The sequence below is a fragment of the Acinetobacter sp. YH12136 genome (assembly GCF_013418545.1).
GTDB lineage: Bacteria > Pseudomonadota > Gammaproteobacteria > Pseudomonadales > Moraxellaceae > Acinetobacter > Acinetobacter towneri.
In genome coordinates this window covers 56,803-78,211 of record NZ_VPBV01000003.1, presented here as the reverse complement: position 1 = coordinate 78,211, position 21,409 = coordinate 56,803, and the positions used below count along the sequence as shown (strand labels likewise).

18 protein-coding genes are annotated in these 21,409 nt (G+C 41.8%); 8 read left to right on the top strand and 10 right to left on the bottom strand.

The window, feature by feature from the left end; all coding sequences use genetic code 11:
* Positions 1–265: 265 nt before the first annotated feature.
* The 3 genes from rpsO to FTU71_RS02410 all read left to right on the top strand — a co-directional run bounded on the left by rpsO (position 266) and on the right by FTU71_RS02410 (position 4,354).
* Complete coding sequence (rpsO, locus tag FTU71_RS02420) at positions 266–535, top strand: 30S ribosomal protein S15 (RefSeq protein WP_004975922.1); 270 nt, start codon at positions 266–268, stop codon at positions 533–535.
* Positions 536–795: 260 nt separating this feature from the next.
* A complete protein-coding gene (gene pnp / locus FTU71_RS02415) occupies positions 796–2,883 on the top strand; it encodes a polyribonucleotide nucleotidyltransferase (protein ID WP_171525211.1) in 2,088 nt (695 codons plus the stop codon).
* A gap of 232 nt (positions 2,884–3,115) precedes the next feature.
* On the top strand, positions 3,116–4,354 hold the full coding sequence (locus FTU71_RS02410) for a magnesium transporter CorA family protein (RefSeq protein ID WP_179989710.1): 1,239 nt from the start codon (positions 3,116–3,118) through the stop codon (positions 4,352–4,354).
* A gap of 290 nt (positions 4,355–4,644) precedes the next feature.
* Here FTU71_RS02410 and FTU71_RS02405 read toward each other — a convergent pair whose 3' ends face one another.
* From FTU71_RS02405 to FTU71_RS02375, 7 genes are all read right to left on the bottom strand, one after another.
* Complete coding sequence (locus FTU71_RS02405; RefSeq protein ID WP_026438326.1) at positions 4,645–4,908, bottom strand: YdcH family protein; 264 nt, start codon at positions 4,906–4,908, stop codon at positions 4,645–4,647.
* Between the two features lie 90 nt (positions 4,909–4,998).
* Positions 4,999–5,334: a chaperone modulator CbpM gene (locus FTU71_RS02400; RefSeq protein ID WP_004975930.1), complete on the bottom strand. Its 336-nt coding sequence runs from the start codon at positions 5,332–5,334 to the stop codon at positions 4,999–5,001.
* Between the two features lie 382 nt (positions 5,335–5,716).
* Positions 5,717–6,178 carry a DUF2147 domain-containing protein gene (locus FTU71_RS02395; RefSeq protein WP_004975935.1) on the bottom strand — a complete coding sequence of 154 codons (462 nt, stop codon included), beginning with the start codon at positions 6,176–6,178 and terminating at the stop codon, positions 5,717–5,719.
* Between the two features lie 209 nt (positions 6,179–6,387).
* On the bottom strand, positions 6,388–6,852 hold the full coding sequence (locus tag FTU71_RS02390; protein WP_004975938.1) for a DUF2147 domain-containing protein: 465 nt from the start codon (positions 6,850–6,852) through the stop codon (positions 6,388–6,390).
* A gap of 258 nt (positions 6,853–7,110) precedes the next feature.
* Positions 7,111–7,986 (bottom strand): Hsp33 family molecular chaperone HslO, encoded by an 876-nt coding sequence (gene hslO, locus FTU71_RS02385; RefSeq protein WP_180005821.1) that lies wholly within the window; start codon positions 7,984–7,986, stop codon positions 7,111–7,113.
* A gap of 50 nt (positions 7,987–8,036) precedes the next feature.
* The gene (locus FTU71_RS02380) at positions 8,037–9,878 is read right to left on the bottom strand and encodes a monovalent cation:proton antiporter-2 (CPA2) family protein (protein WP_154321101.1); all 1,842 of its coding nucleotides are present in this window, start codon (positions 9,876–9,878) and stop codon (positions 8,037–8,039) included.
* Between the two features lie 72 nt (positions 9,879–9,950).
* Positions 9,951–12,173, bottom strand: coding sequence for a primosomal protein N' (locus FTU71_RS02375; RefSeq protein WP_180111232.1), 2,223 nt, complete (start codon positions 12,171–12,173; stop codon positions 9,951–9,953).
* A gap of 152 nt (positions 12,174–12,325) precedes the next feature.
* On the opposite strand from FTU71_RS02375, the gene gspF reads away from it, so the two are divergent.
* Positions 12,326–13,531, top strand: coding sequence for a type II secretion system inner membrane protein GspF (gene gspF, locus FTU71_RS02370; RefSeq protein WP_004975948.1), 1,206 nt, complete (start codon positions 12,326–12,328; stop codon positions 13,529–13,531).
* Positions 13,532–13,607: 76 nt separating this feature from the next.
* Positions 13,608–14,042, top strand: a complete 435-nt coding sequence (gene gspG, locus FTU71_RS02365; RefSeq protein ID WP_004975950.1) for a type II secretion system major pseudopilin GspG — start codon at positions 13,608–13,610, stop codon at positions 14,040–14,042.
* 111 nt (positions 14,043–14,153) lie between these two features.
* On the opposite strand, the gene lnt is transcribed toward gspG, so the two are convergent.
* Both lnt and FTU71_RS02355 read right to left on the bottom strand, forming a co-directional pair.
* Entirely contained in the window at positions 14,154–15,710 is a 1,557-nt protein-coding gene (gene lnt, locus FTU71_RS02360) for an apolipoprotein N-acyltransferase (protein WP_004975952.1), read from the bottom strand.
* Positions 15,707–16,546, bottom strand: a complete 840-nt coding sequence (locus FTU71_RS02355; protein ID WP_004975954.1) for a CBS domain-containing protein — start codon at positions 16,544–16,546, stop codon at positions 15,707–15,709. The genes lnt and FTU71_RS02355 overlap by 4 nt, the downstream gene beginning before the upstream one ends.
* A 197-nt stretch (positions 16,547–16,743) precedes the next feature.
* Between FTU71_RS02355 and tusA the strand changes: the two genes are divergently transcribed.
* The 3 genes from tusA to FTU71_RS02340 all read left to right on the top strand — a co-directional run bounded on the left by tusA (position 16,744) and on the right by FTU71_RS02340 (position 19,865).
* A complete protein-coding gene (tusA, locus tag FTU71_RS02350) occupies positions 16,744–17,001 on the top strand; it encodes a sulfurtransferase TusA (RefSeq protein WP_004975955.1) in 258 nt (85 codons plus the stop codon).
* Positions 17,002–17,727: 726 nt separating this feature from the next.
* Positions 17,728–18,384 carry a hypothetical protein gene (locus tag FTU71_RS02345; RefSeq protein WP_154321099.1) on the top strand — a complete coding sequence of 219 codons (657 nt, stop codon included), beginning with the start codon at positions 17,728–17,730 and terminating at the stop codon, positions 18,382–18,384.
* Between the two features lie 20 nt (positions 18,385–18,404).
* Positions 18,405–19,865 carry an autotransporter outer membrane beta-barrel domain-containing protein gene (locus FTU71_RS02340; RefSeq protein WP_131261087.1) on the top strand — a complete coding sequence of 487 codons (1,461 nt, stop codon included), beginning with the start codon at positions 18,405–18,407 and terminating at the stop codon, positions 19,863–19,865.
* A gap of 137 nt (positions 19,866–20,002) precedes the next feature.
* Here FTU71_RS02340 and FTU71_RS02335 read toward each other — a convergent pair whose 3' ends face one another.
* On the bottom strand, positions 20,003–21,136 hold the full coding sequence (locus FTU71_RS02335) for a hypothetical protein (RefSeq protein ID WP_180005823.1): 1,134 nt from the start codon (positions 21,134–21,136) through the stop codon (positions 20,003–20,005).
* Positions 21,137–21,409 lie beyond the last annotated feature (273 nt).

Sequence of the window (21,409 nt, the reverse complement as noted above, 5' to 3'; positions counted from 1 at the left end):
AAAATATTACATATTATCAATCATATACAATTGTATATTTATTTTCCTTAGACACTTTATACCTAACATGATGTGTATACCCTTAGCATAAATCATACTTTTATTGGTACATCTCAAAATTAAAAGTGCTTGTTTGTCGTTCTGTTTTGCAATCGGCACGTTTTTGCCTTAAAATAATGCCCTTGCTGTAGTGATGCACGGCAGTCAATTGAGCAATCAATTGATCGGTATCAAATCTTTTTATTAAGCATCTCGGAGAAATCGAATGGCTTTAACAAACGCAGATCGCGCAGAGATCATCGCTAAATTTGCTCGTGCTGAAAACGACACTGGTTCACCAGAAGTTCAAGTAGCACTTTTAACTGCTCAAATCAATGACTTACAAGGTCACTTCAAAGAGCACAAACACGACCACCATAGCCGTCGCGGTCTAATCCGTATGGTTAACCAACGTCGTAAGTTACTTGACTACCTTAAAGGCAAAGATGTGACTCGTTACAGCGCATTGATTGCTGCTTTAGGTTTACGTCGTTAATTCGATTTAAGCTTTTATTTTCGGACTATTGCATGTTGAATGCTGTATTACTGAAAACTAAAGTATATCTAGCTTTGGCTAGATCAGTGGAAGGGGCGAATGTTTCGCTCCTTCTTTGTGTTTAAAAATCGTGTTTCATTCGAGTGAGGTCGGCTTCTAAGCTTTGTCATTTACCAAAATATTGTGTTGTGAATGCCAAACCTTAGGGGTCTCCACGAGAATAATTGTTCACAAGAACTAGGAAAAAATAAAATATGTCGATGTTTAATATTATTCGTAAAGAATTCCAATTTGGTCAGCACCAAGTTGTTCTAGAAACTGGTCGCGTTGCGCGTCAAGCCAACACGGTTATGATCACTATGGGTGGTGTAACTGTATTGGTTGCTGTGGTTGCTCAACCTACAGCGAAAGCGGGTCAAGACTTCTTCCCGTTGACTGTTAACTACCAAGAAAAACAATATGCTGCGGGTCGTATCCCAGGTGGTTATGGTAAGCGTGAAGGCCGTGCGTCTGAAGCGGAAACTTTAATTTCACGTTTGATTGACCGTCCAATTCGTCCGTTGTTCCCAGAAGGTTACTATAACGAAATTCAAGTGACTGCGACTGTTGTGTCTTCTGACAAAACCATGGACGCTGACATTGCAGCCATGTTAGGTACTTCGGCTGCACTTGCAATTGCAGGTACGCCTTTCCGTGGCCCAATTGGTGCTGCACGTGTCGGTTTAATCAACGGCGAATACGTACTTAACCCGAACTTTGAACAAATGGCGCAATCTGACCTTGACCTTGTGGTTGCAGGTACAGAGTCTGCGGTATTAATGGTTGAATCTGAAGCGAAAGAACTTTCAGAAGACCAAATGTTAGGCGCAGTACTTTTCGGTCATGACGAAATGCAAATTGCAATTCAAGCGATCAAAGAATTTGCTGCGGCTGCTGGCGCAACAGAATCGACTTGGACTGCACCAGAGAAAAATGAAGACCTTCGCGCGAAGTTAAAAGAAGCTTTTGAAGCGAAAATTTCTGAAGCGTATACGATTGCAATTAAACAAGACCGTTATGCTGCATTAGACGCACTTCAAGCTGAAGCTGTGGCTCAGTTTGTTCCAGAAGAAGACGTTGATGGCATCGCAGATGACTTAAATGAACTCTTTGAAGACCTGAAATACCGCACTGTACGTGACAACATCTTGTCTGGTAAGCCACGTATTGATGGTCGTGACACCAAAACTGTACGTGCATTAGATGTACAGGTGGGTGTGCTTGATCGCGCGCACGGTTCAGCATTGTTCACCCGTGGTGAAACTCAGGCGTTAGTTACCACGACTTTGGGTAATACACGTGATGCCTTGATGGTAGATACACTATCAGGTACTAAAACTGACAACTTCATGTTGCACTACAACTTCCCTGCATACTCTGTAGGTGAAACAGGTCGTGAATCTGGCCCTAAACGTCGTGAAATTGGTCACGGTCGTTTGGCACGTCGTGGTGTGCAAGCTGTTCTTCCTGCTGCAGACCGCTTCCCGTATGTGATTCGTATTGTATCTGACATTACTGAATCAAACGGTTCATCATCTATGGCGTCTGTATGTGGTGCTTCTTTATCACTTATGGATGCAGGTGTTCCGCTTAAAGCACCAGTTGCAGGTATCGCAATGGGCTTGGTAAAAGAAGGTGAGCGTTTTGCAGTGCTTTCTGACATCTTGGGTGATGAAGACCATCTTGGTGATATGGACTTTAAAGTTGCAGGTTCTGCCAATGGTATTACTGCACTTCAAATGGACATCAAAATTGAAGGCATCACTGAAGAAATCATGGAAGTTGCATTGAACCAAGCTTATGCAGGTCGTATGCACATCTTGAATGCAATGAACCAAGTGATTTCACGTGCACGTCCAGAAATTTCTATGCACGCGCCGACCTTCCAAGTCATCAACATCAACCCAGACAAGATTCGTGATGTAATTGGTAAAGGTGGTGCAACCATCCGTCAAATTACTGAAGAAACTAAAGCCGCAATTGATATTGAAGACAACGGTACAGTACGTGTATTTGGTGAAACCAAAGCTGCTGCACAAGCTGCTGTTGCAAAAATTCAGGCATTAACTGCTGAAATTGAACCAGGTACAATTTACACAGGTAAAGTCATCCGTATTGTTGAATTCGGTGCTTTCGTAAATATCCTTCCGGGTACTGACGGTCTACTTCACATTTCACAAATCTCGAACGAGCGTATTGCTAACGTAGCAGACGTTCTGAAAGAAGGTCAGGAAGTGAAAGTACAGGTTGCCGATGTAGACAACCGTGGTCGTATCAAATTAACTATGAAAGACATCGAACAAGCATAATGCTGTGTTGATGATCTGAAATGGTCAATGAAAAGCCCGTATTCAAACTGAATGCGGGCTTTTTTTTATGTGCAAAATTTTGTTGATTTTAATAGGCGATACAATCATTACATGAACACTAGAATAAATAGCAACGCATATTTGAAAACGATCGCATTTCATGCTTAAACTGAGTACGTCTTAAAATCTCAAAAAACCGTACAAGAAAACTGAAAATAGAGTAGCCTGTTCTATGCAAAGTTATTATTTCTATCTGCATACCAATCACAAAACCAATATTTATGTGCAAAAACAGCCAATTGAAGGGCTTGAGCCTGAATTTATCTGGATTGATTGTACCCGTGATGATGTACTTAACCGTGCAGAACAGTGGCAACAAGAGATTTTTCAGTACAGTCAATTATCGCTCAATGAATATCATGTGCGCGATATTTTAAATATAGAGCATCCTTGTGCGTTTGATACTTTAGATGATTATGACTTATTGATTTTCCGTAAACTGATCACACCCGAAGACCGTATTGCAACAGGGCAACAAGTCGGGGAGAAACATGAACGGATTTTTGGACTGGCCACTACGCCGATGAGCTTTATTATGACACCGCAGATTTTGATTAGTGTGCGGGAACAGGGCAATAAAGTCATGGAAAGCTATTTGTCACGTGTGGAAGCAGCGGTACAACGCCCGATTGAAGAACAGAATAAAGCACGCAAACTGGCAGCAACACCATTAGATTTAACGTTGCGTTTACTGAATTTGGTAGCGGATGATTACTTGGATATTCGCATGCCGCTAACCCGCCGTGTGGAATATTGGCAACAAGAGTTGTTGCAGGGACATCGTCGTTTTACCCGTTGGCATCAATTGCTGCAAGAAAATATGGCGTTTCAGCAAGTTGAAAATTTATGTGAAGAGCAAATAGAAGCCTTGCAGGAATTGCGTGATGAAATTGTCGATAACTACCCACATTTACGTGGCAAAAAACGTAGTGAACGGCAGGATATTATTTTGGTACGTTTGGATGATTTGACCAGTCACATTGAACGAATTCAAAAGCATACCATTCGCTTACGCTCTGCAGTGCAAACCGCAATTGATCTGCATTTTTCTGCTATTGCCAACCAGACCAATGAAAACATGCGGATTTTAGCCATCATTACCGCAGTTTTTGCACCTTTGACTTTATTTACAGGGGTGTATGGTATGAACTTTGAGTTTATGCCGGGGCTGAAACACGCACAGGCCTTTTGGATCATGCTTGGGGTAATGGTGATGACTACTTTGTTGTTGCTGTATTATTTTTATCGTAGGCACCTTGTCGGTCTGGGTGAAAAAAGTGTGATTGATATGTTGGCACAGCAACATAATGACCAACCCATGAATTTATTTTGGTTTTTAGACTATGAACCCATTAAGCAAACCGTGAAAGGCACCATTAAAGAAGTTGAAAAACTGACTAAACTTAAATGATCTAGAAGATAAACTTACGGATGTGGTGATGGATTGAGTCCTGCATCCAATACGGATTCACAAGATAATGTATTGATTTAAAAGTTGTCCACAGACCTCAAAAGTTATCCATAGGACTGATAAGCTTATCCACAGATTGAGCAGGATAGTCAGACATTTAGCTCAAGATGGCAGATTTTTGAATGCTGTTTTCAGACTTGAATACGCCATCTTGTTTTGCTTTTTGTCTTTTCTTGCTGTGTCCTGCATTTGATCGTATGAGGATTTGCAGTTCAGACTTGTATGTATTTTTAAGCCAATTGATCATTTTGTGCATTACGCAGCAAGTGATACATTTCATCTTTTAGTCTTAATTTTTTGCGTTTCAGCGCTTCAATGTCATCATTAATTTGATGCACAGGATCAAGCTCTAACTGGCTGATTTCACGGTCTAGCTGTTCGTGATCTTCAAAAATTTTTGAAAAATGTGGATTGCTGTCGCGTAATCCCTGAATTAAATCACGAAACTCAGGAAACATATTTTTAATCTTCTTGTTGCAGTCTTTAGTTTTCATTGTGTAGATCATTCTCATCAAAAAAATTTACGGGCATAGAAAGAAAAACGCTCTAGCAAGGTGATGAATCACACAGCTAGAGCGTGAGGATTAACTATGTTGAAAATTCAGATGTTTAACTTCTTTACGTAATTTTTGTACTTCATCAATCAGGTCAAGCATCATGGCGACAGCTGAAAAACTGGCATCAAAATCACGTTGCAACCGATAGGCTTGGCGTGCACGGCTGACATCTTCACCAAAAAATTGGTGGATACGTTCGGCAGGGCGGGAAGGCAGGATGTCATATTCTAAAAGTTGTAAGACCCATTCAGGGCTTTGCCCACACGCTTCGGCAAATTTTTTTAAATCTAACTGGGTAAATTCTTCAATAATTTCTGTGTGCTGTCCGTCTGAAGTGATTTCACGATATAAAATGGTGGTCATGGCATACTCATTCTGATTGAATTCAAACGAGTTGGCTCGCCTGAAATGAGGGATTGCTTTACATCAATAATTGGTGGATATCCAATAAGTGATTCTCTTTAATTTAGCCTGTGTACGCTGTAATAGAATCTTTTATTTGTATTCCTTTGGTGAAATTCAGCCAACCCTTTGCTGTGCTCACGCCTGTTATATTGATGTGTCAATTTGGCTTGTGCGTATAGATGTCTTATAGATATTAGTCTATTTTTTATTCAATGCCATCCTTTATTTCAATATTTTGGATTGAACGGTCGTACGGTGTTTAAAAGGATTGTTTCAAAATTTGGTAATAAAAAGGGCTCTTTAAAAAGAACCCTGTAAATCAATATCTTAGTTTTTGGAATTAGTATTTTACCCAAGTCACGCTGCGACCAATCACTGAAACACCTACATAGCCACGTAAGGTGAGGCGCTTACCGTTAGCGCTTAAACGAGCTTTGCCTTTATAAACTTTACCGCCAATTGGGTCTAAAACATGACCTTGGTTAAATTCACGTGGGTTTTTAGCATCTTGTTTAAAGCCCCAAATAAATGGCAAGCCAATAAAAGGCTTGTTCTTTAAGTTACCTGGACAATTGCTACAAATCACCATTTTTTCTGCACCCGGAATATTACGGGTTTCCACGATAATGCCTTCATAAGTGCCATCTGGCTTTTTGCGAATTTCGACATCGGCACGTGAATAACCTGTGCGATCATCAATGGTTTTCCATTTACCGACCAGTAGATCGCTTTCTGCAAAGCCAACACTTGAGAGGGTTGTTAAAACGAAACCCGCAAAAATCCCTCTGAAATTTATTTTCATGAACAGCATCCCCAAAATTGTTATTTTAAAAAATAGAGTAAAAATTCTATTTCGGGTTTTATAGCAAGAATGTAATAAACAAGCAAATTGAGCAGTGTGAGATGTCAGGCAGGAAAAGATATAAGTGTTATGGAGTTGGTAATTTAAATCTAATCATTCCGATAAAAGTGTGCAGAACACAGCTTTTATCGCATTGGTGAGGAATAAAATCAGTATTTCACCCACGTCATTTTGCGGCTGGCATTGGTGGCAAGGTCTACATTATAAAGGGTTAAATGTTTGCCATTGCTGCTTAAACGTGCACGAGTTTTATATTGTTTACCTGTGCGTGGGTCTAAATAGTCACCTTCATAAAATTCAATTTGATTGCTTGGCGTAGCTTTTAAGTGACTTAATGGCACAAAACCTAACAGTGGCTTATCTTTATTTTTACCCGTACAGAGTGTGCAATTTTCCAAACGCGGTGCGCCAGGAACCGCACGTAGTTCTATAATCGTAGCGGCATACGCACCTTGTTTATCTTTACTCATGACTACGTCAGACAATGAAAAACCTGTGCGGTAGTCTAATGTTTTCCATTTGCCCAAAAGTGGGTCTGCATTGGCTGCATAAGCTAAACTTGAACAGCAAATCGCGCTGATGAATGCTAAACGAGAAAAGAACAGGGTGTTCATAAAATCAATATCCCAGAGAAGAAGCAGCCTAAAATATATAAAGGCATAAAAAAAATATGGGATTATTTATACCCAATTTACGCGGTATTTTCTAGTAATTGCATGAAAGTTTTGTGAAATTAATCACATGAAAAGTAATAAAATAATAGGTTTTGACGATGGTCATCACGTAAATAAAAAATGAGCAGAATGTACTGCTCATTTTTGATGAATTTTCAGCATTGCATCACATATTAATCATGGTATTCACCATGCCATTTAACTGAGATGTTCTCCAAATAAACCTAAGGCTTCTTCGGCACTAAAGCTATATTGTGTGCTGCAGAATTGACAATCCATAGTAATAGGGTTCTGATGTTCCAAAGTTTCACGTACCGCAGCAACACCAATTTGCATTAAGGCATTGGCACAGCGCTCTTTGGAGCAAGTGCAACCAAAACGTAAGGCTTCCACTTCAGGCAAACGCACTTGTTCTTCATTGTATAAACGGTACAAAATTTCATTGACGTCTAAATCAGTCAATTCTTCCGCTTTTAAGGTTTCAGTCAGCATGGTCACACGCGGCCATAAATCTTCATCGACCCGTTGTTGTTCTTCTTCACTGTTACGCGGCAACAATTGAATCAGCAAACCGCCCGCACGTTCGGCATTGCTTGCCAACACAATACGAGTTGGAATTTGTGCCGATAAGTCGTAATACTGCATTAAACATTCAGCTAAATTGGCTTTGTCCAAAGGCACAATACCTTGATAACGCTCACCAAATTCAGGCTCGATATTAATAAACAGTACAGGACTGACCAAACTTTTCAGGACGGTACTGCTGTCTTCAGCGCTTAAAAAGCGCGGGTTTTGTTCGTAGTCTGCCAACGCACGCACTTCACCCAAGTGGTTACATTCCGCCATGGCCCATTTAAATGTGCCAGATGCCTGAATTTGTAAGCTAATACGCCCTTTAATTTTTAGGGTACTGGCCAGTAGGGCAGTGGCGCAAAGCATTTCTCCCAACAACACTTGTACCGCAGGCACATAATCACGTTGTTTCAAAATGGTTTGCAAAGCTTCTTCGAGATGAACTACTTCACCACGAACAGGGCTATCTTCAATAAAAAAGCGTTGGCGTAAATCAGACATAAAATTCTCCATAACCCTGTTTTAATGGTGGCAATATTGTAAAACACAAGTCAGTTTGCTGCATCACGTGTTACATCAATATGACTGCTATGCAAGCCGCGTTTTAAATCGACACCCAAGGGCATTTCACGGTTTTGTGCATCACTTTCAAACAGGTGTTCCAGTTCTGCCAAAGCGTTACGATGGGTTTCATATACTTTTTGTTCATCGGTATAAATGTGCTGCTGTTGTGCCAAGAGTTGTTCATCATAATCACGGAACAACTCAATGCTTTTATAGGCATCTTTTTCATTAATGCCCAAATCGCGCAAAGCCTGATAGGCCATGCCTAAAGAGGATAAATACGTTTCACGCCAAATATAGGTAACGCCTAAATCGCGCAATAAGTGCACATGATGACGATCACGAGCGCGTACCAGTAATTTTAGCGCTGGATAATTCAAGCGAATATGCCGTGCCACGTTCATTGAGTCTTCAATATCATCAATGGCTAGAATAAAGATTTTGGCATGCTCGATGCCTGCGGCACGTAAAATTTCAGGTTGAGTGGCATCGCCATAATAGACTTTACCGCCGTAATTCCGCACAAAATCAATTTTATCCATATTGCTGTCGATGGCAGTAAAGTGCAGATGCTGCAAGTACGCCACACGGGCAATAATTTGTCCAAAACGACCAAAACCCGCAATAATCATGGGGTGATGTGTATCGGGAATTTCGTCATATTCAGGCGATTTTTCACGTTCTAAGCGAGGAATAATTTGACTGCTCATCAACCAATATAAAATTGGGGTCAACACCATCGACAAAGTCACAATTAAGGTCAGTGGTTGCAGCATGGCCTGGCTGAGCACACTTTCACTTTGTGCGACACTGAGCACCACAAAGGCAAACTCACCGCCTTGTGCCAAGCAAGTCGCCAACAACAAACTATTGCGCCAAGAATATTGGAAATAACGGGCAATGGCCGTGAGGCTAATCAGTTTGATGAGCAGGAGCAGCAATGCACCGCCTACAATCAGCCAAGGGGTATTCATTAAGATTGCCAGTTCGGTGCTCATCCCGACGGTCATAAAAAATAAGCCTAGTAATAAGCCTTTGAATGGGGCAATACTGGCTTCTAACTCATGTCTAAATTCGGAATCTGCCAACAATACGCCTGTTAAAAATGCACCTAAGGTGGTGCTAATGCCCAGCACATCCATAATGCTGACCACGCCAAGTACAATGAATAAACCGACAGCAGTGATCAGTTCATGTGCGCCACTTTTAGCCACAAAACGAAAAAATGGACGCATGAGATAACGGCTAAATAAGAACAAACCGCTAAAGGTCGCCATGATTGCAGCAAAATAAGCAATGCCATGATGAGTCGATTCTGCACCTGCTAACATGGGAATGATGGCAATTAAAGGAATGGCGGCAATATCTTGAAACAGCAGAATGGAAAAGGATTGTTGTCCATAACTGCTGTTGAGTTGCTGCTTTTCTTGCAACATTTGTAGCACAAAGGCTGTAGAGGAAAGTGCCAGTGCAAAACCTATCACCACACTTGAGGCAATGCCTTGCTGTAAGGCAAAAAAAGCCAAGATTGCAAGTAGAATACCCGTGATGCCGACCTGTAAACTACCCAAAACAAAAATGGGCTTGCGCATTTCCCACAGCCGTTGTGGACGCAGTTCTAAGCCAATAATAAACATCAGGAACACCACACCATATTCTGCCAGTTCCTGAATATCATCGGGGTCGCTGGCAATATTGAATACGCTAGGCCCTAGCAAAATGCCTGTAAACAAATAGCCCAATACGGTCGCAATACCAAAGCGTTTTAGTAAGGGAACCAAAACCAATGAAGCGCCTAGAAAAATGGTTATTTGTAACAATAAGGACATGTGGTCATCCAAAGTTTAAAGCGGTGGATTATTGAAATAAGTGCTGATACAGCTAAGTTTCAATTTACAGTATTAGCTAAATTCTTGCGGATCTATATCTAAACTTAGTTTCATGCTGGATGGCTTTTCATGCAACATATTTTGCCACCAGTTCCTGATATAAAAATGTAAGCGTGCCCGATCTTTAGACAACAACACCATGTGTGCATGGAAACGTCCTGCTTTACGTTCCATTGGCGCAGGAATCGGCCCCCAAATTTCAATTAATTGTTCTGAATGTTCTCTAAGCCATTGTGCATGTTGTTGTAAAAATTGCTGGTTTAATTCCTGACTTTTAGATTCACAGCGAATCAAAGCACTGTAACGATAAGGCGGTAATTGTGCAGCTTTGCGTTCTTTTAAACTTTGTTTGGCGAACTTGCGGTAATCTCCCTCGACCAATGTGGTGAGAAGTGGATGATCAGGACGCACACTTTGCAAATAAACATCACCTTTATGCTCACCACGCCCTGCACGTCCCGCCACTTGCACAATCAGTTGAGCCGTGCGTTCAGGTGCGCGAATATCCACACTAAGTAAGCCTGAATCAATATCTAAAATTGCCACCAATGTCACATACGGAAAATGATGCCCTTTGGCCAGCATTTGCGTGCCCAATAAAATCAGTGGTTCGCTGCGTTGAATACGGTCATAAATTTTTTGCCAACTGCCAACACGACTGGTTGAGTCACGATCTACCCGAATCACATCTACATTGGGAAACAGCTCGTTTAAACTGTCTTCGACTTTGGCAGTGCCCATGCCAATTGGTTTGAGTTCTGCATGGTTGCAGGCAGGGCATTGCTCAGGTTTACGATGAATCGTACCGCAGTGGTGGCAATGCAAATGTGTATAAGGTTGATGATGCAAGGTAAAGTTGGCATCACAATTCGGGCATTTGGCTTGCCATGCACAGCTCTCACAAATCAATACGGGTGCATAGCCGCGTCGGTTTAAAAACACCAAAACTTGTTCTTTTTTAGCCAAGCGTTTTTTGATTTCATCAATCAATTGTTGGCTAATACCGTGCTGTTTTTTGGCAATTTTTAAATCAATTAGGTGGATTTTGGGCATGAGTGCCGTGCCCGCGCGTTGATTTAATTCCAGACATTGCATTTTGCCTTGATCGACTAGTGCATAGCTGTCAATGCTTGGAGTTGCCGAACCTAAAATAACAGGGCAATTTTCCACATGGGCACGATAGAGCGCAACATCACGGGCATGGTAGCGAAAACCTTCCTGCTGTTTAAAAGACAGGTCGTGTTCTTCATCTAAAATAATCAAGCCTAAATTTGGCAATGGGGTATAAATCGCAGAACGTGTACCTAAAATAATCGAGGCTTTGCCCGTTTGTGCGGCTTGCCACGCCTGCAAACGCTTGGAATCATTTAAACCTGAATGTAAGAGGGCGATGTGGCAGTGAAAACGCGATTGGAAACGGCTAATGGTTTGTGGCGTTAGACCAATTTCAGGTACTAACACCAACACTTGTTTGCCCTGTTTTAGTACCTCATGCATGATGTGTAAGTACACTTCAGTTTTACCGCTACCCGTTAAACCATCCAGTAAAAATGCCTTATATTGCTGCCGTACTTTAAGTACGCTGTCGATGGCTTTTTTCTGATCTGGATTAGGGGTTAAAGGCATTTGCGCCAAAGTCACTGGCATTGGGCTAAAATCTTGGGCTTCCAAAACACATGCGCAAATTTCTTTATTCGCCAAGGCTTTTAGGGTTGCTGTTTCAATGCCTGCCAAATTTAAAATATTTTCAGAAGTTCCCGAAGGATGCAGCTTTAAAATTTTATAGGCTTCTTGTTGTTTTTCTGAGCGTGTAATTTTAGCTTCGGCATGTGCATCCAACAATTTCCAAGTACGTGCCAATAAATTATAGGGTTTGGCTTGGCGCAATAAGCTAGGTAAGGCACTTTGCATCACTTCACCAATCGGGAATTGATAATATTGTGCCGACCATGTCAACAAAGTTAAAACTTTAGGGTCTAAAATCGCTTGCTCATCTAACAGTTCGCTAATGGCTTTGAGTTTAAAACGTGGATCAATTGGGGTGTCGAGTGCCAGTTTTTCGACAATAATTCCGACCAAGTTTTGCCGACCAAAAGAAACCAAGACCCGCGCGCCCACTTCTGCTTGCTGATATTGTGCTGCACTGAGCATATAATCGAAGCAGTCGTAAAGATATACGGGTACAGCCACTCGAATACGATAAACAGGCTGTGGGTCTAAAGTGGAATCTGGCATAGAAAAAGTCGTATCGTCCTGTGAAAAATGGCTTCGTGCTCGACTTTGGCATGTGTTAGAGTGAGCACAGAATTTATATCTAAGAATATGAATGATTTTAGTGGTCAGACGCAACTGCGTTGCAAGAAATTTTGGAAAATTAGAGCATTACAATGCCAGCATATCAATTTACTGCCATTGACGCTTCAGGGAAGCAGCAAAAAGGTGTTTTAGAGGGTGATTCTGCACGACAAATCCGTCAGCAATTACGTGACAAAGAATGGATTCCTGTCAGTGTCGATACCGTTGAACAAAAAGATAAACACAGTGGCAAACAATGGTTTCAGAAAAAAATCACCGCCTATGATTTGGCTTTGCTGACCCGTCAGTTATCGGTTTTGGTGGCTGCTGCGATTCCTTTGGAAGAAGCCGTTCGCGCTGTGGGTAAACAAAGTGAAAAAGCCCATGTGCAAAATTTGCTGATGTCGGTGCGTTCCAAAGTTTTGGAAGGTTATTCACTGGCCAATGCTTTACAACAATCGGGGCGTTTTCCAGACTTATATATTGCCACCATTGCCGCAGGCGAGCGTTCGGGGCATTTGGATTTAATTCTGGAACAATTGGCAGATTACACCGAAAACCGCTTTGCCATGCAGAAAAAAATTCAAGGGGCGATGATTTATCCCATCATTTTAATGCTGATGTCTTTTGCGATTGTGATGGGTTTAATGACTTATGTCGTACCCGATATTGTTAAAACCTTTGATCAGAGCAAAGATGCCTTGCCGTGGATCACCGTGGCATTAATGAAAGCCAGTGATTTTATTCGTGTTGCATGGCCGTTTTTACTGGTGGCTTCTGTGGTGGGGGTATTGTTGTTGGTGCGTTTTTTACGCACCACCGCAGGGCATTATGCCTTTGACCGTTTAACCTTAAAGTTGCCGTTATTTGCAAAATTATCACGTGGGATTAATGCCGCGCGTTTTGCCAGTACCTTGTCTATTTTGACTCAGTCGGGTGTGCCTTTGGTGGATGCGCTAAATATTGGTGCTGCGGTCAGTAACAACTGGGTCATTCGTGATGCGGTCAATTTGGCGGCAGAAAAAGTCACTGAAGGTGGTAACTTGGCGACGCAATTAGAGCGCAGTGGTTATTTCCCACCGATGATGGTACAAATGATCAAAAGTGGTGAAGCCTCGGGCGAGTTAGACCGTATGCTGTCACGTGCTTCAGACATGCAAGACCGTGAAGTGACCACACTGATTTCTACCCTGTTGGCATTATTAGAACCGTTGATGTTGGTACTGATGGCGAGTATTGTACTGGTGATTGTGATTGCGGTAATGCTGCCAATTGTGAATATGAACAATATGATTTAAATCGTTTTGAAGCATCGTTCTTCAAACAGAATCTAAAATAAATGTCGAATTGATATAAATAAATGAGAGAGATTGAATGAAACAGAAGCAACCGAGTAAACAGTCTGGTTTTACCCTGATTGAAGTCATGGTGGTGATTGTAATTTTAGGTGTGTTGGCGGCTTTAATCGTACCGAACGTAATGGGACGTGGTGAAAAAGCCAAAGTAGATACTACGGTTATTACTTTAAAAGGTGTGGCTGGCGCACTCGATCAATACAAACTCGATAATCAAAAATATCCTTCAATGCAAGACGGTGGTTTAGATGCCTTGGTGAATCAGCCTGCTTCGGCTAAAAACTGGTTGCCAGGCGGTTATGTGAAAGGGGGCTATCCGAAAGACAGTTGGGATAATGACATCCAATATGTGATTCCGGGTTCAGAAGGTCGCCCATTTGATTTATATTCTTTTGGTGCAGATGGTCAGCAGGGTGGTGAAGGTACCGATGCCGACATTTATTATCAGCCTTAATAGAAGATGAGTTGAGTCTATATATTGATTCAGTGAACTCCAAAAAAACCGAGCGCTTAATGCTCGGTTTTTTTATGAATGGTTATTTCTAGCCGCTATTGAACAGTACTATTAACGACGTGATTTAAACGACACATCCACCTGACGTGGTCGATAAATCCACCCCATAATTAACAACAGCAATGAGAAAATCAGCACAGGCCAATCGCTGAGTTGGGTATACAGTGTTTGACCTTGCATGGCAGGCAGATCACCACGCAGCACAAATTCCTGATCCATTGGCGCTTGTTTGACAATATGCCCATGATGGTCAATAAATGCGGTCACACCTGTATTGGTGGCACGAACAAACCAGCGTCCATTTTCTTTGGCGCGCATTTGTACCATTTGTAAATGTTGCAATGGCCCTGCAGTACCCGTAAACCAAGCATCATTGGATACTGTTACCAAAAAGTCACTTTGGCTAGCATTGCGGCGGGTCAGGTTCGGATAAGCCACCTCATAACAAATGGCTGCCCCCAAATGATGCTGTTTAATTGCAAGCGGTTTTTGCTCAGACGCTCCACGTGAAAAACCACTCATGGATGGGTCATTTTGCATCGCAGGTAGTACCCAACTCAGTAAGCCTGAAAGCGGAATATATTCACCAAAAGGCACCAGACGCTGCTTTTTATACAAGCCTTCAGCCGCATCTCCCGTTGCCATAATGCTGTTGTAATACATTGGATGTTGCTGCACTTGTGATTCAGGCAAGTCCCAATACGGAATACCTGTCACCCACGAACTGCCCGTTTTTTCAGCCTGTGTTTTCATGGCATCCAAAAACGGTTCAATATCGGTCTGGAACATTGGAATGGATGATTCAGGCCAAACAATAATGTCGCGTCCCCATTCAGTTCGGGTCAAGCGGGTATAAATTTCCAAGGTCTTAATTTGGTATTCGGTTAGCCACTTTAAGTCTTGAGGAATGTTGCCTTGAATCAGAGAAACCGAGAGTGGCTTTTCAGATTTTGCAGTTACAAAACTGAGTTGTGCTGCACCCCATGCACCCAAAAGTAAAATTGCCGATGGAATCAGCCAGAAGATACGCTTTTTAAGGACTTCAACCAACGCACAGGCCAGCAAGATGACCACAAAAGACACCCCGAAAATACCAAACAACGGTGCATAGCTATCCAAAAAGCGTTCGGTGAAGGCATAACCTGCAAACAGCCATGGAAAACCTGTAAAGACCCAAGTTTTCGCCCATTCAAAAAATACCCATAGCGGTGCAAAAGTCAGTGGTGTTTCAGGGAAAAACCGACGATATAACCACGTTTGTACGGCAGTAAACAAACCCATCAACAGCGCCATAATGACAATCATCAGCACGCTTAAAAAGGCATTGGTGTCGCCATAGACGTGAATGGATGTATAGAGCCAAAATGCTCCGACAAACCACAACCCAATCCCGTAAGACCAACCAATCAAAAAGGCCTGTTTCGGGGTGCGTTTGCTTAAAGTCGCATACAGCAAAGCAGGTGAAAGTAAGGCAATCCACCAGTAATGATAGGGAGCAAGTGCCAAACTAAACACTGCACCTGCCAATAGGGCAATGATTAATGGATAAATTAAGGGCAGTTGTTGATGTTCTGCAGGATTAGACAGCTTGGAAAAAAAAGTCCTCATTGACGTACGGCTCGAATCAGATGAATAGTGCGGGCATCTGCTTCAAGAATGGTAAATTCCCAGTTGCCAATCACAATCACTTGTCCTTGCAAATCACTCACCAAACCAATTTCCTGAAGCAATAAACCGCCCACAGTTTCTACTTCATCGTCAGAAAAATCTGCATCTAAAACATTATTAAAATGTTCGATTGGTGTAAGTGCTTGTACTAACCAAGTATTTGCCGTTTTTGGGTCGTGATCGGGGATGATGTATTCTGCTTCTTCGTCAATATTGTCGTGTTCATCTTCAATTTCACCGACAATTTCTTCTAAAATATCTTCTAAAGTAACCAAGCCCGAAGTGGTGCCATACTCATCAATCACCACTGCAATATGGGTTTGGGTGTTTTTGAGCATACGCAATACTTGGTCTGAACGAGCACTTTCAGGCACAAATAACGGCTGACGCATTAAGGCGCGAATATCGACTTTGGTTCTTTGTTCGGTCAGTAAAGGCAATAAATCTTTTGCTAATAAAATCCCCACCACGTTGTCGGGTTGGTCAGAGGAGAACACAGGAAAACGTGAATGTGCCGATTCGACCAGTACATGCAAAATGTCGAGTAGCTCATCATCTTCTTGTAAGCTAATCATGGCGGTACGTGGGGTCATGACTTCACGGATTTTGGTGGCAGGTAAATCCAGAACACCTTCGAGCATTGCCACCGTATCGGGTTCTAAAAAACGACGTGAATCTTGTACTAATTTTAGCAATTCATCGCGGGTTTCTGGTGCAGTGCCTAACCATTTTCTTAGGCCACGCATACCCCACGATGGGCCTGATTCCTCGTGCATGATCTTTCCTAAAGACTCTTTATATCTAAAAAACTTAGCTTAATCATACCTTAGAAAATACAGTTGTCTATTGCTAATCTTGGGAGAAAATGACGGCAATTACGTCACGAGATGTGTTGCTGTGCGTAGCGGGAACACATAAAACAAGGCTGCGCTTTATGCTAAACTAGCCCGATGTTTTAATATCGAGTCTGTGCATGTCTGAACTTCCTGTCACACCTAGTATTCAACTGAATACCCGCGGTTTGCGTTGCCCTGAACCTGTGATGATGCTGCATCAAGCCATTCGCAAATCTAAGTCTGGCGATGTGGTTGAAGTGTTTGCAACTGACAATTCGACGTCTTGGGATATTCCAAAATTTTGCATGCATTTGGGGCATGAGTTGTTATTGCAAGAAGAACGCTTAGATGAGCAAGGCAATAAAGAATTTCATTATTTGGTGAAAAAAGGCTAATAGGCAAAAATTAGCCTCAGCACTTTTAGAACACTATAATTTAAACACGATAAAATAGTCATGTGATCCATATAGGCATATTTCATTTGCAATTCATGCAAGTTGAAATATGCCTTTTGTGTTTTTAGCCATGACGTTCAACTTTATTTTTAATTTTTCATCAATTTTGCATCAATCCCACCTGCTTCACAGTTTGAGTTAAAAAATGGCGAAACGATCCACGAGTTGCGTTATCTGCTACACATTTTTTAAGGGACTTTTCAACTTTTCTGCATTTATAGGGCAAGTTGTGTGCTTGTGCAAAATCTAACAAAGCTCTGTGTGTTGTATAAGAAATAATTTTTAGAGTGTGAGTTTAGTCTATTGTTTAATTATTGATTTTTAACAAAATTATTTTAAATATTTTTTAATATATGGAAAAATTAGCCTATAATGCGATCAGTTTATTGAGTTCGATTGCAGAACATTTGGGGATAAAATTAAGCAGATTTGGGGTTTTGCTTGGTTTGAATGTTATATGGCAGTGTTTATGTTTTATAAGGCTGAAAAAGCTGATTAAGCTGTCGCATTAAAGTAGTCAAGTTAAGAAAAATAATTTTGGGGGGCTTAACTGATTGTCTTTATCTTAAAAAAATATGCCATTTAGACTGAGCAAAATCTGCTTAATTTTTTACGTGATCAATCATCAATAAATCTTGCGTTATCATCATTTTGATTGAGTACGGTATGATTTTAGATAAAAAGCAAAACTTTTCTTTAAAGCCACTGAGTGTGGCGTGTTTATTGGCCATGAGTATCTCAGGCTGTTCATCGGGTTCAGGCTCTCAGTCAAGCACGGTTCAAGTCACTGATGTGTTGGGGGCAGAAAATGTCAGCCAAGAAGATCAACCGACTACAAATGAAGGCATTGGCAGCGGAGTAGAGCAACCTGTCGCACCATCTGCCCCCATTACCGATCAACCTCCTGTGAATTTAGAGCTAGATCATGGCGATGTATCATCCAATGGTGGTGGTTTGAGTGGTGGCAGTACAGATCATGGCAATACATCACCAACTGAAGATTCACTTTTAGACAGCAATGATGCTGTACCTAGCGATGATGCTACCGTTTTAGAAAATAATGATGTCAATCAGCCTGATACGATACCTACACTTGAATCACCTCCGTCAGAAGCAGAGCAACCTGTCGATGTGGTAGCTCCACCTGCAGTAGAGCCTGCTTTAACCGACACCGTTTTGGTCGATAGTGCAATTCAAGATATTGAAGTACCACAAGATACATCTGAAGTTGAGATGGGTAGTACGATTCAAGAACTTGAACCCTCACAAAACACTTTAGAAGTCGAAACAGGCAGTGCATTTCTTGAAAGGAAGGCAATTTAACCATCACAGGCAACTATTCGATGCAGATTGCTGCAGATCAGCAGCAACATGCGGGTTTTAAAGCACGTTTTGGCAATTTGCTGACGGTAACGGGAACCGCCAATTTGGCAGGGACTTTGAACCTGTTTGATGAAGTGCCACTTGATCAGCCACTTATTACTGCACAAGGTTCACAAACTACCGTATTACGTGCGCAACAAGGCGTACAGCGTGAGTTCGATGCTTATCGCTCAAGCAATCCATTATTTGAGTTGACACAAGTTAGTTATCGTCCTGAACTGAATGCAACGGGCGAGCCTGTACGTGCGGCAGATACAATCAATACCGATGTGGTGATTACGGCAAAGCGTAAATCGACTGAAACGGTGGCGGCTCTTGCTGCTGAACTTGAAGGACGTACTCAGGTTGCCCGTAATTTAGATGTAGTTTTAGCAAGTCTTGATCAGAAACAACAGTTAGAAACGCTGGAAGATGCTGAAAAAGTTTTTGCCAATCGCTTATTTAACAATTTTGCTCAAACTATACGTTATAGCAATGCTGCTGAAAGTACAGTTTCTACGCAGGCATTGAATCAACTGTTTCATCAACTTGATCCAAGTTTTTATGCCAATACCGTTTTAAATGTCGCAGAAGAAAGCAGCAAGCAAGAACGTCAGTTTGCACAGCGTTTGGCAACCGCACAACCCAAACAGCTTTGGTTTTCGGGTGATTACCAAAGTTATGATATGGATTATGTCGGCTTAAATAGTGAGCGCCGTAGTCATCATCAAGGTGTTGGTGTGGCAACAAAACTGGCAGGGATGACCTTGGCAGCGCAGGCCGATTTCAGTCAACTGAACTTAGATGATGCCGTACAAACAGGCTCAAAAAATAGCAGTCAGAGCAAAGCCTATGCACTAACTATGGGGACAGCACAGCAGCTTAATCGTGATTTAAGTGTCGCGGCATGGTTAAAAGGCATGCAGGTGGATGTTGACGCGCAGCGTGGTCATGCTCAAGCACAAAAAATACAGTTTGATGGACAAATGTATGCCGCAGGTTTGCGTCTAGATTATAGCTATCCACTCAGTCAAAAAATGCAGATTCAACCGTATTTAGACGCTTCGTTCCAACATTATGTTCATGCCGAACAAACTCAGCAGGATGGTGTCAACAGCTTAGATGATTTGGTGATGCAGCGCTGGAATTTTGGTGCAGGTTTGCAAGCCAATTACCAGTTGAATCCAGCATGGCAATTGCAAGGCAGCTTGTATTACAGCCAACCGATTCAGGAAAAAGCATATTTAGATACCCATTATGTAGGCACAGCGGAGAAACTGAAGTTTGATGCATGGCATGCCGATCAAGGTCAATATCATGCTGCCTTAGGTTCACAACTTCACTTTGGACAACATAGTTTTCTCAATTTGAATTATGAATATAGCGGGCGATCACATAGCGACAGTCATCGGGTACAGTTGGCGGTAACGACTCGATTCTAATTGATCGTTTTATTCATGAGAAAGTCATGAAAAAGCGTAGATTTGCGTATGAATGAGAAGTTTGAATCTTGATTGAAACAGCCATGTAGATAAATCTGCATGGCTGTTTTTTAGATCACAGTCAAATGGACTGAGTTTTAGACCGCATAGCGACTCATTAAAGTCAGTGGTGCTTTGGACTGTAAATAATCGGCAGGAATAAATACGATATTGGCAGCGTGTTGCTGTGCTGCATCAATAATATGGTTGATCACATCGTCTGTGGCTTGTGCGCTGTCAGGTGCGTGCGCTTGATCTAGATAAATTCGTTGCTGGTCGGTATCGACCCAACCCGTCTGCATGTAGCCTTGTTGAACATATAAAGTATCGACATTATTTTGCAACACTGCCTGATAAATTTGCTGCAGATCGGTCACAACACGGTCACTGGCATAGAGTTCATCCAGTTGCTGCGCATGTTGCTGATGCAATTGTTGTTGATGGCTTTTTAGCTCGGTCTGAATACTGTCAATAATGTGTTGTGCGCTGCCTTGTTCTAGCTGAGTGACGTTATCTACACTGAAAATAATGGCATTGGGTTGGTCGCAAATAGATTCATAAAAACTGATATTGCGTCGATCACCCACAATGACCAAGCCCAATGGCTCACTGGCACGTACAGTTTGCACATTTTTATCGACACGGTTTAAAAACTCTTTGAGTAAACGGTCTTCATTGGCGGCTGTGGCACGTTCTGCACCGCTGGTGCTATATAAGTTATCATTTTGAACAGGAAATGCACCATGTGGCAGTCGTTCATTCAAGTCGCTGTCATCTACAGAAAACTCATGGATTACACGATCATTGGAGGCCTTAATCAGACGTCCAATTTCACGACTGATCACTACCACATAGTATTGCACTGCATAAGATAGCTCACGAATAAAATCACGCACTGAAAATTGTTGATCAATCACAATACGTTCTTGGGTAGGGAATGGCAGACGCAGTACTTGTGCACTGTCGGCTGTGGCAAAAATAGCCAGACTGTCTAAATGGTAGTTGGGATTCAAATCTTTGGTTTGATGATGAATCTGTTCTAAAATTTGTGCCACCAGACGTTTGTCATAGTCTGCCAACAGGCGTTCTTCGAGTTGTTTAAGTTGGTTTTTAAGAGCAATCACATCTTGCTGATTGTCTGGAAAGGTACGATGTGTGGGTAGAAATAAGCTGACTGCAGGTTGTGCCTGCACATTTTTAAGTTGGTTGAGGGTGTCTGTTAAATTAAGCATGTTGGAATTCCTCTTCTAATGAAAATAAGAAGAACAACCAAATGCTTGAGCAAGATAAAACTCAAAGTACTGCTTTATACTCCACTCAAGTCAGTTTTAGTCAGCATCTACAACATTTTGCTACCGTGCTAAGTGCTGCATAAAATGCCGAATAGCATTGTATAAAAGCTGACAAAACAACATTTTCGGTTGTTCAAGTCTGAAAAAAACGAAATAAAAAACTAAAAATAGAAAAGATAAAAAATAAGCAAAAACAGCATAACAAGGAAAGTT

What these genes read in the sequence shown, in the direction of transcription:
- rpsO (WP_004975922.1), top strand. Translation starts at nt 266, where the DNA reads ATGGCTTTAACAAACGCAGATCGCGCAGAGATCATCGCTAAATTTGCT.
- pnp (WP_171525211.1), top strand. Translation starts at nt 796, where the DNA reads ATGTTTAATATTATTCGTAAAGAATTCCAATTTGGTCAGCACCAAGTT.
- FTU71_RS02410 (WP_179989710.1), top strand. Translation starts at nt 3,116, where the DNA reads ATGCAAAGTTATTATTTCTATCTGCATACCAATCACAAAACCAATATT.
- FTU71_RS02405 (WP_026438326.1), bottom strand. Translation starts at nt 4,908, where the DNA reads ATGAAAACTAAAGACTGCAACAAGAAGATTAAAAATATGTTTCCTGAG.
- FTU71_RS02400 (WP_004975930.1), bottom strand. Translation starts at nt 5,334, where the DNA reads ATGACCACCATTTTATATCGTGAAATCACTTCAGACGGACAGCACACA.
- FTU71_RS02395 (WP_004975935.1), bottom strand. Translation starts at nt 6,178, where the DNA reads ATGAAAATAAATTTCAGAGGGATTTTTGCGGGTTTCGTTTTAACAACC.
- FTU71_RS02390 (WP_004975938.1), bottom strand. Translation starts at nt 6,852, where the DNA reads ATGAACACCCTGTTCTTTTCTCGTTTAGCATTCATCAGCGCGATTTGC.
- hslO (WP_180005821.1), bottom strand. Translation starts at nt 7,986, where the DNA reads ATGTCTGATTTACGCCAACGCTTTTTTATTGAAGATAGCCCTGTTCGT.
- FTU71_RS02380 (WP_154321101.1), bottom strand. Translation starts at nt 9,878, where the DNA reads ATGTCCTTATTGTTACAAATAACCATTTTTCTAGGCGCTTCATTGGTT.
- FTU71_RS02375 (WP_180111232.1), bottom strand. Translation starts at nt 12,173, where the DNA reads ATGCCAGATTCCACTTTAGACCCACAGCCTGTTTATCGTATTCGAGTG.
- gspF (WP_004975948.1), top strand. Translation starts at nt 12,326, where the DNA reads ATGCCAGCATATCAATTTACTGCCATTGACGCTTCAGGGAAGCAGCAA.
- gspG (WP_004975950.1), top strand. Translation starts at nt 13,608, where the DNA reads ATGAAACAGAAGCAACCGAGTAAACAGTCTGGTTTTACCCTGATTGAA.
- lnt (WP_004975952.1), bottom strand. Translation starts at nt 15,710, where the DNA reads ATGAGGACTTTTTTTTCCAAGCTGTCTAATCCTGCAGAACATCAACAA.
- FTU71_RS02355 (WP_004975954.1), bottom strand. Translation starts at nt 16,546, where the DNA reads ATGCACGAGGAATCAGGCCCATCGTGGGGTATGCGTGGCCTAAGAAAA.
- tusA (WP_004975955.1), top strand. Translation starts at nt 16,744, where the DNA reads ATGTCTGAACTTCCTGTCACACCTAGTATTCAACTGAATACCCGCGGT.
- FTU71_RS02345 (WP_154321099.1), top strand. Translation starts at nt 17,728, where the DNA reads ATGATTTTAGATAAAAAGCAAAACTTTTCTTTAAAGCCACTGAGTGTG.
- FTU71_RS02340 (WP_131261087.1), top strand. Translation starts at nt 18,405, where the DNA reads ATGCAGATTGCTGCAGATCAGCAGCAACATGCGGGTTTTAAAGCACGT.
- FTU71_RS02335 (WP_180005823.1), bottom strand. Translation starts at nt 21,136, where the DNA reads ATGCTTAATTTAACAGACACCCTCAACCAACTTAAAAATGTGCAGGCA.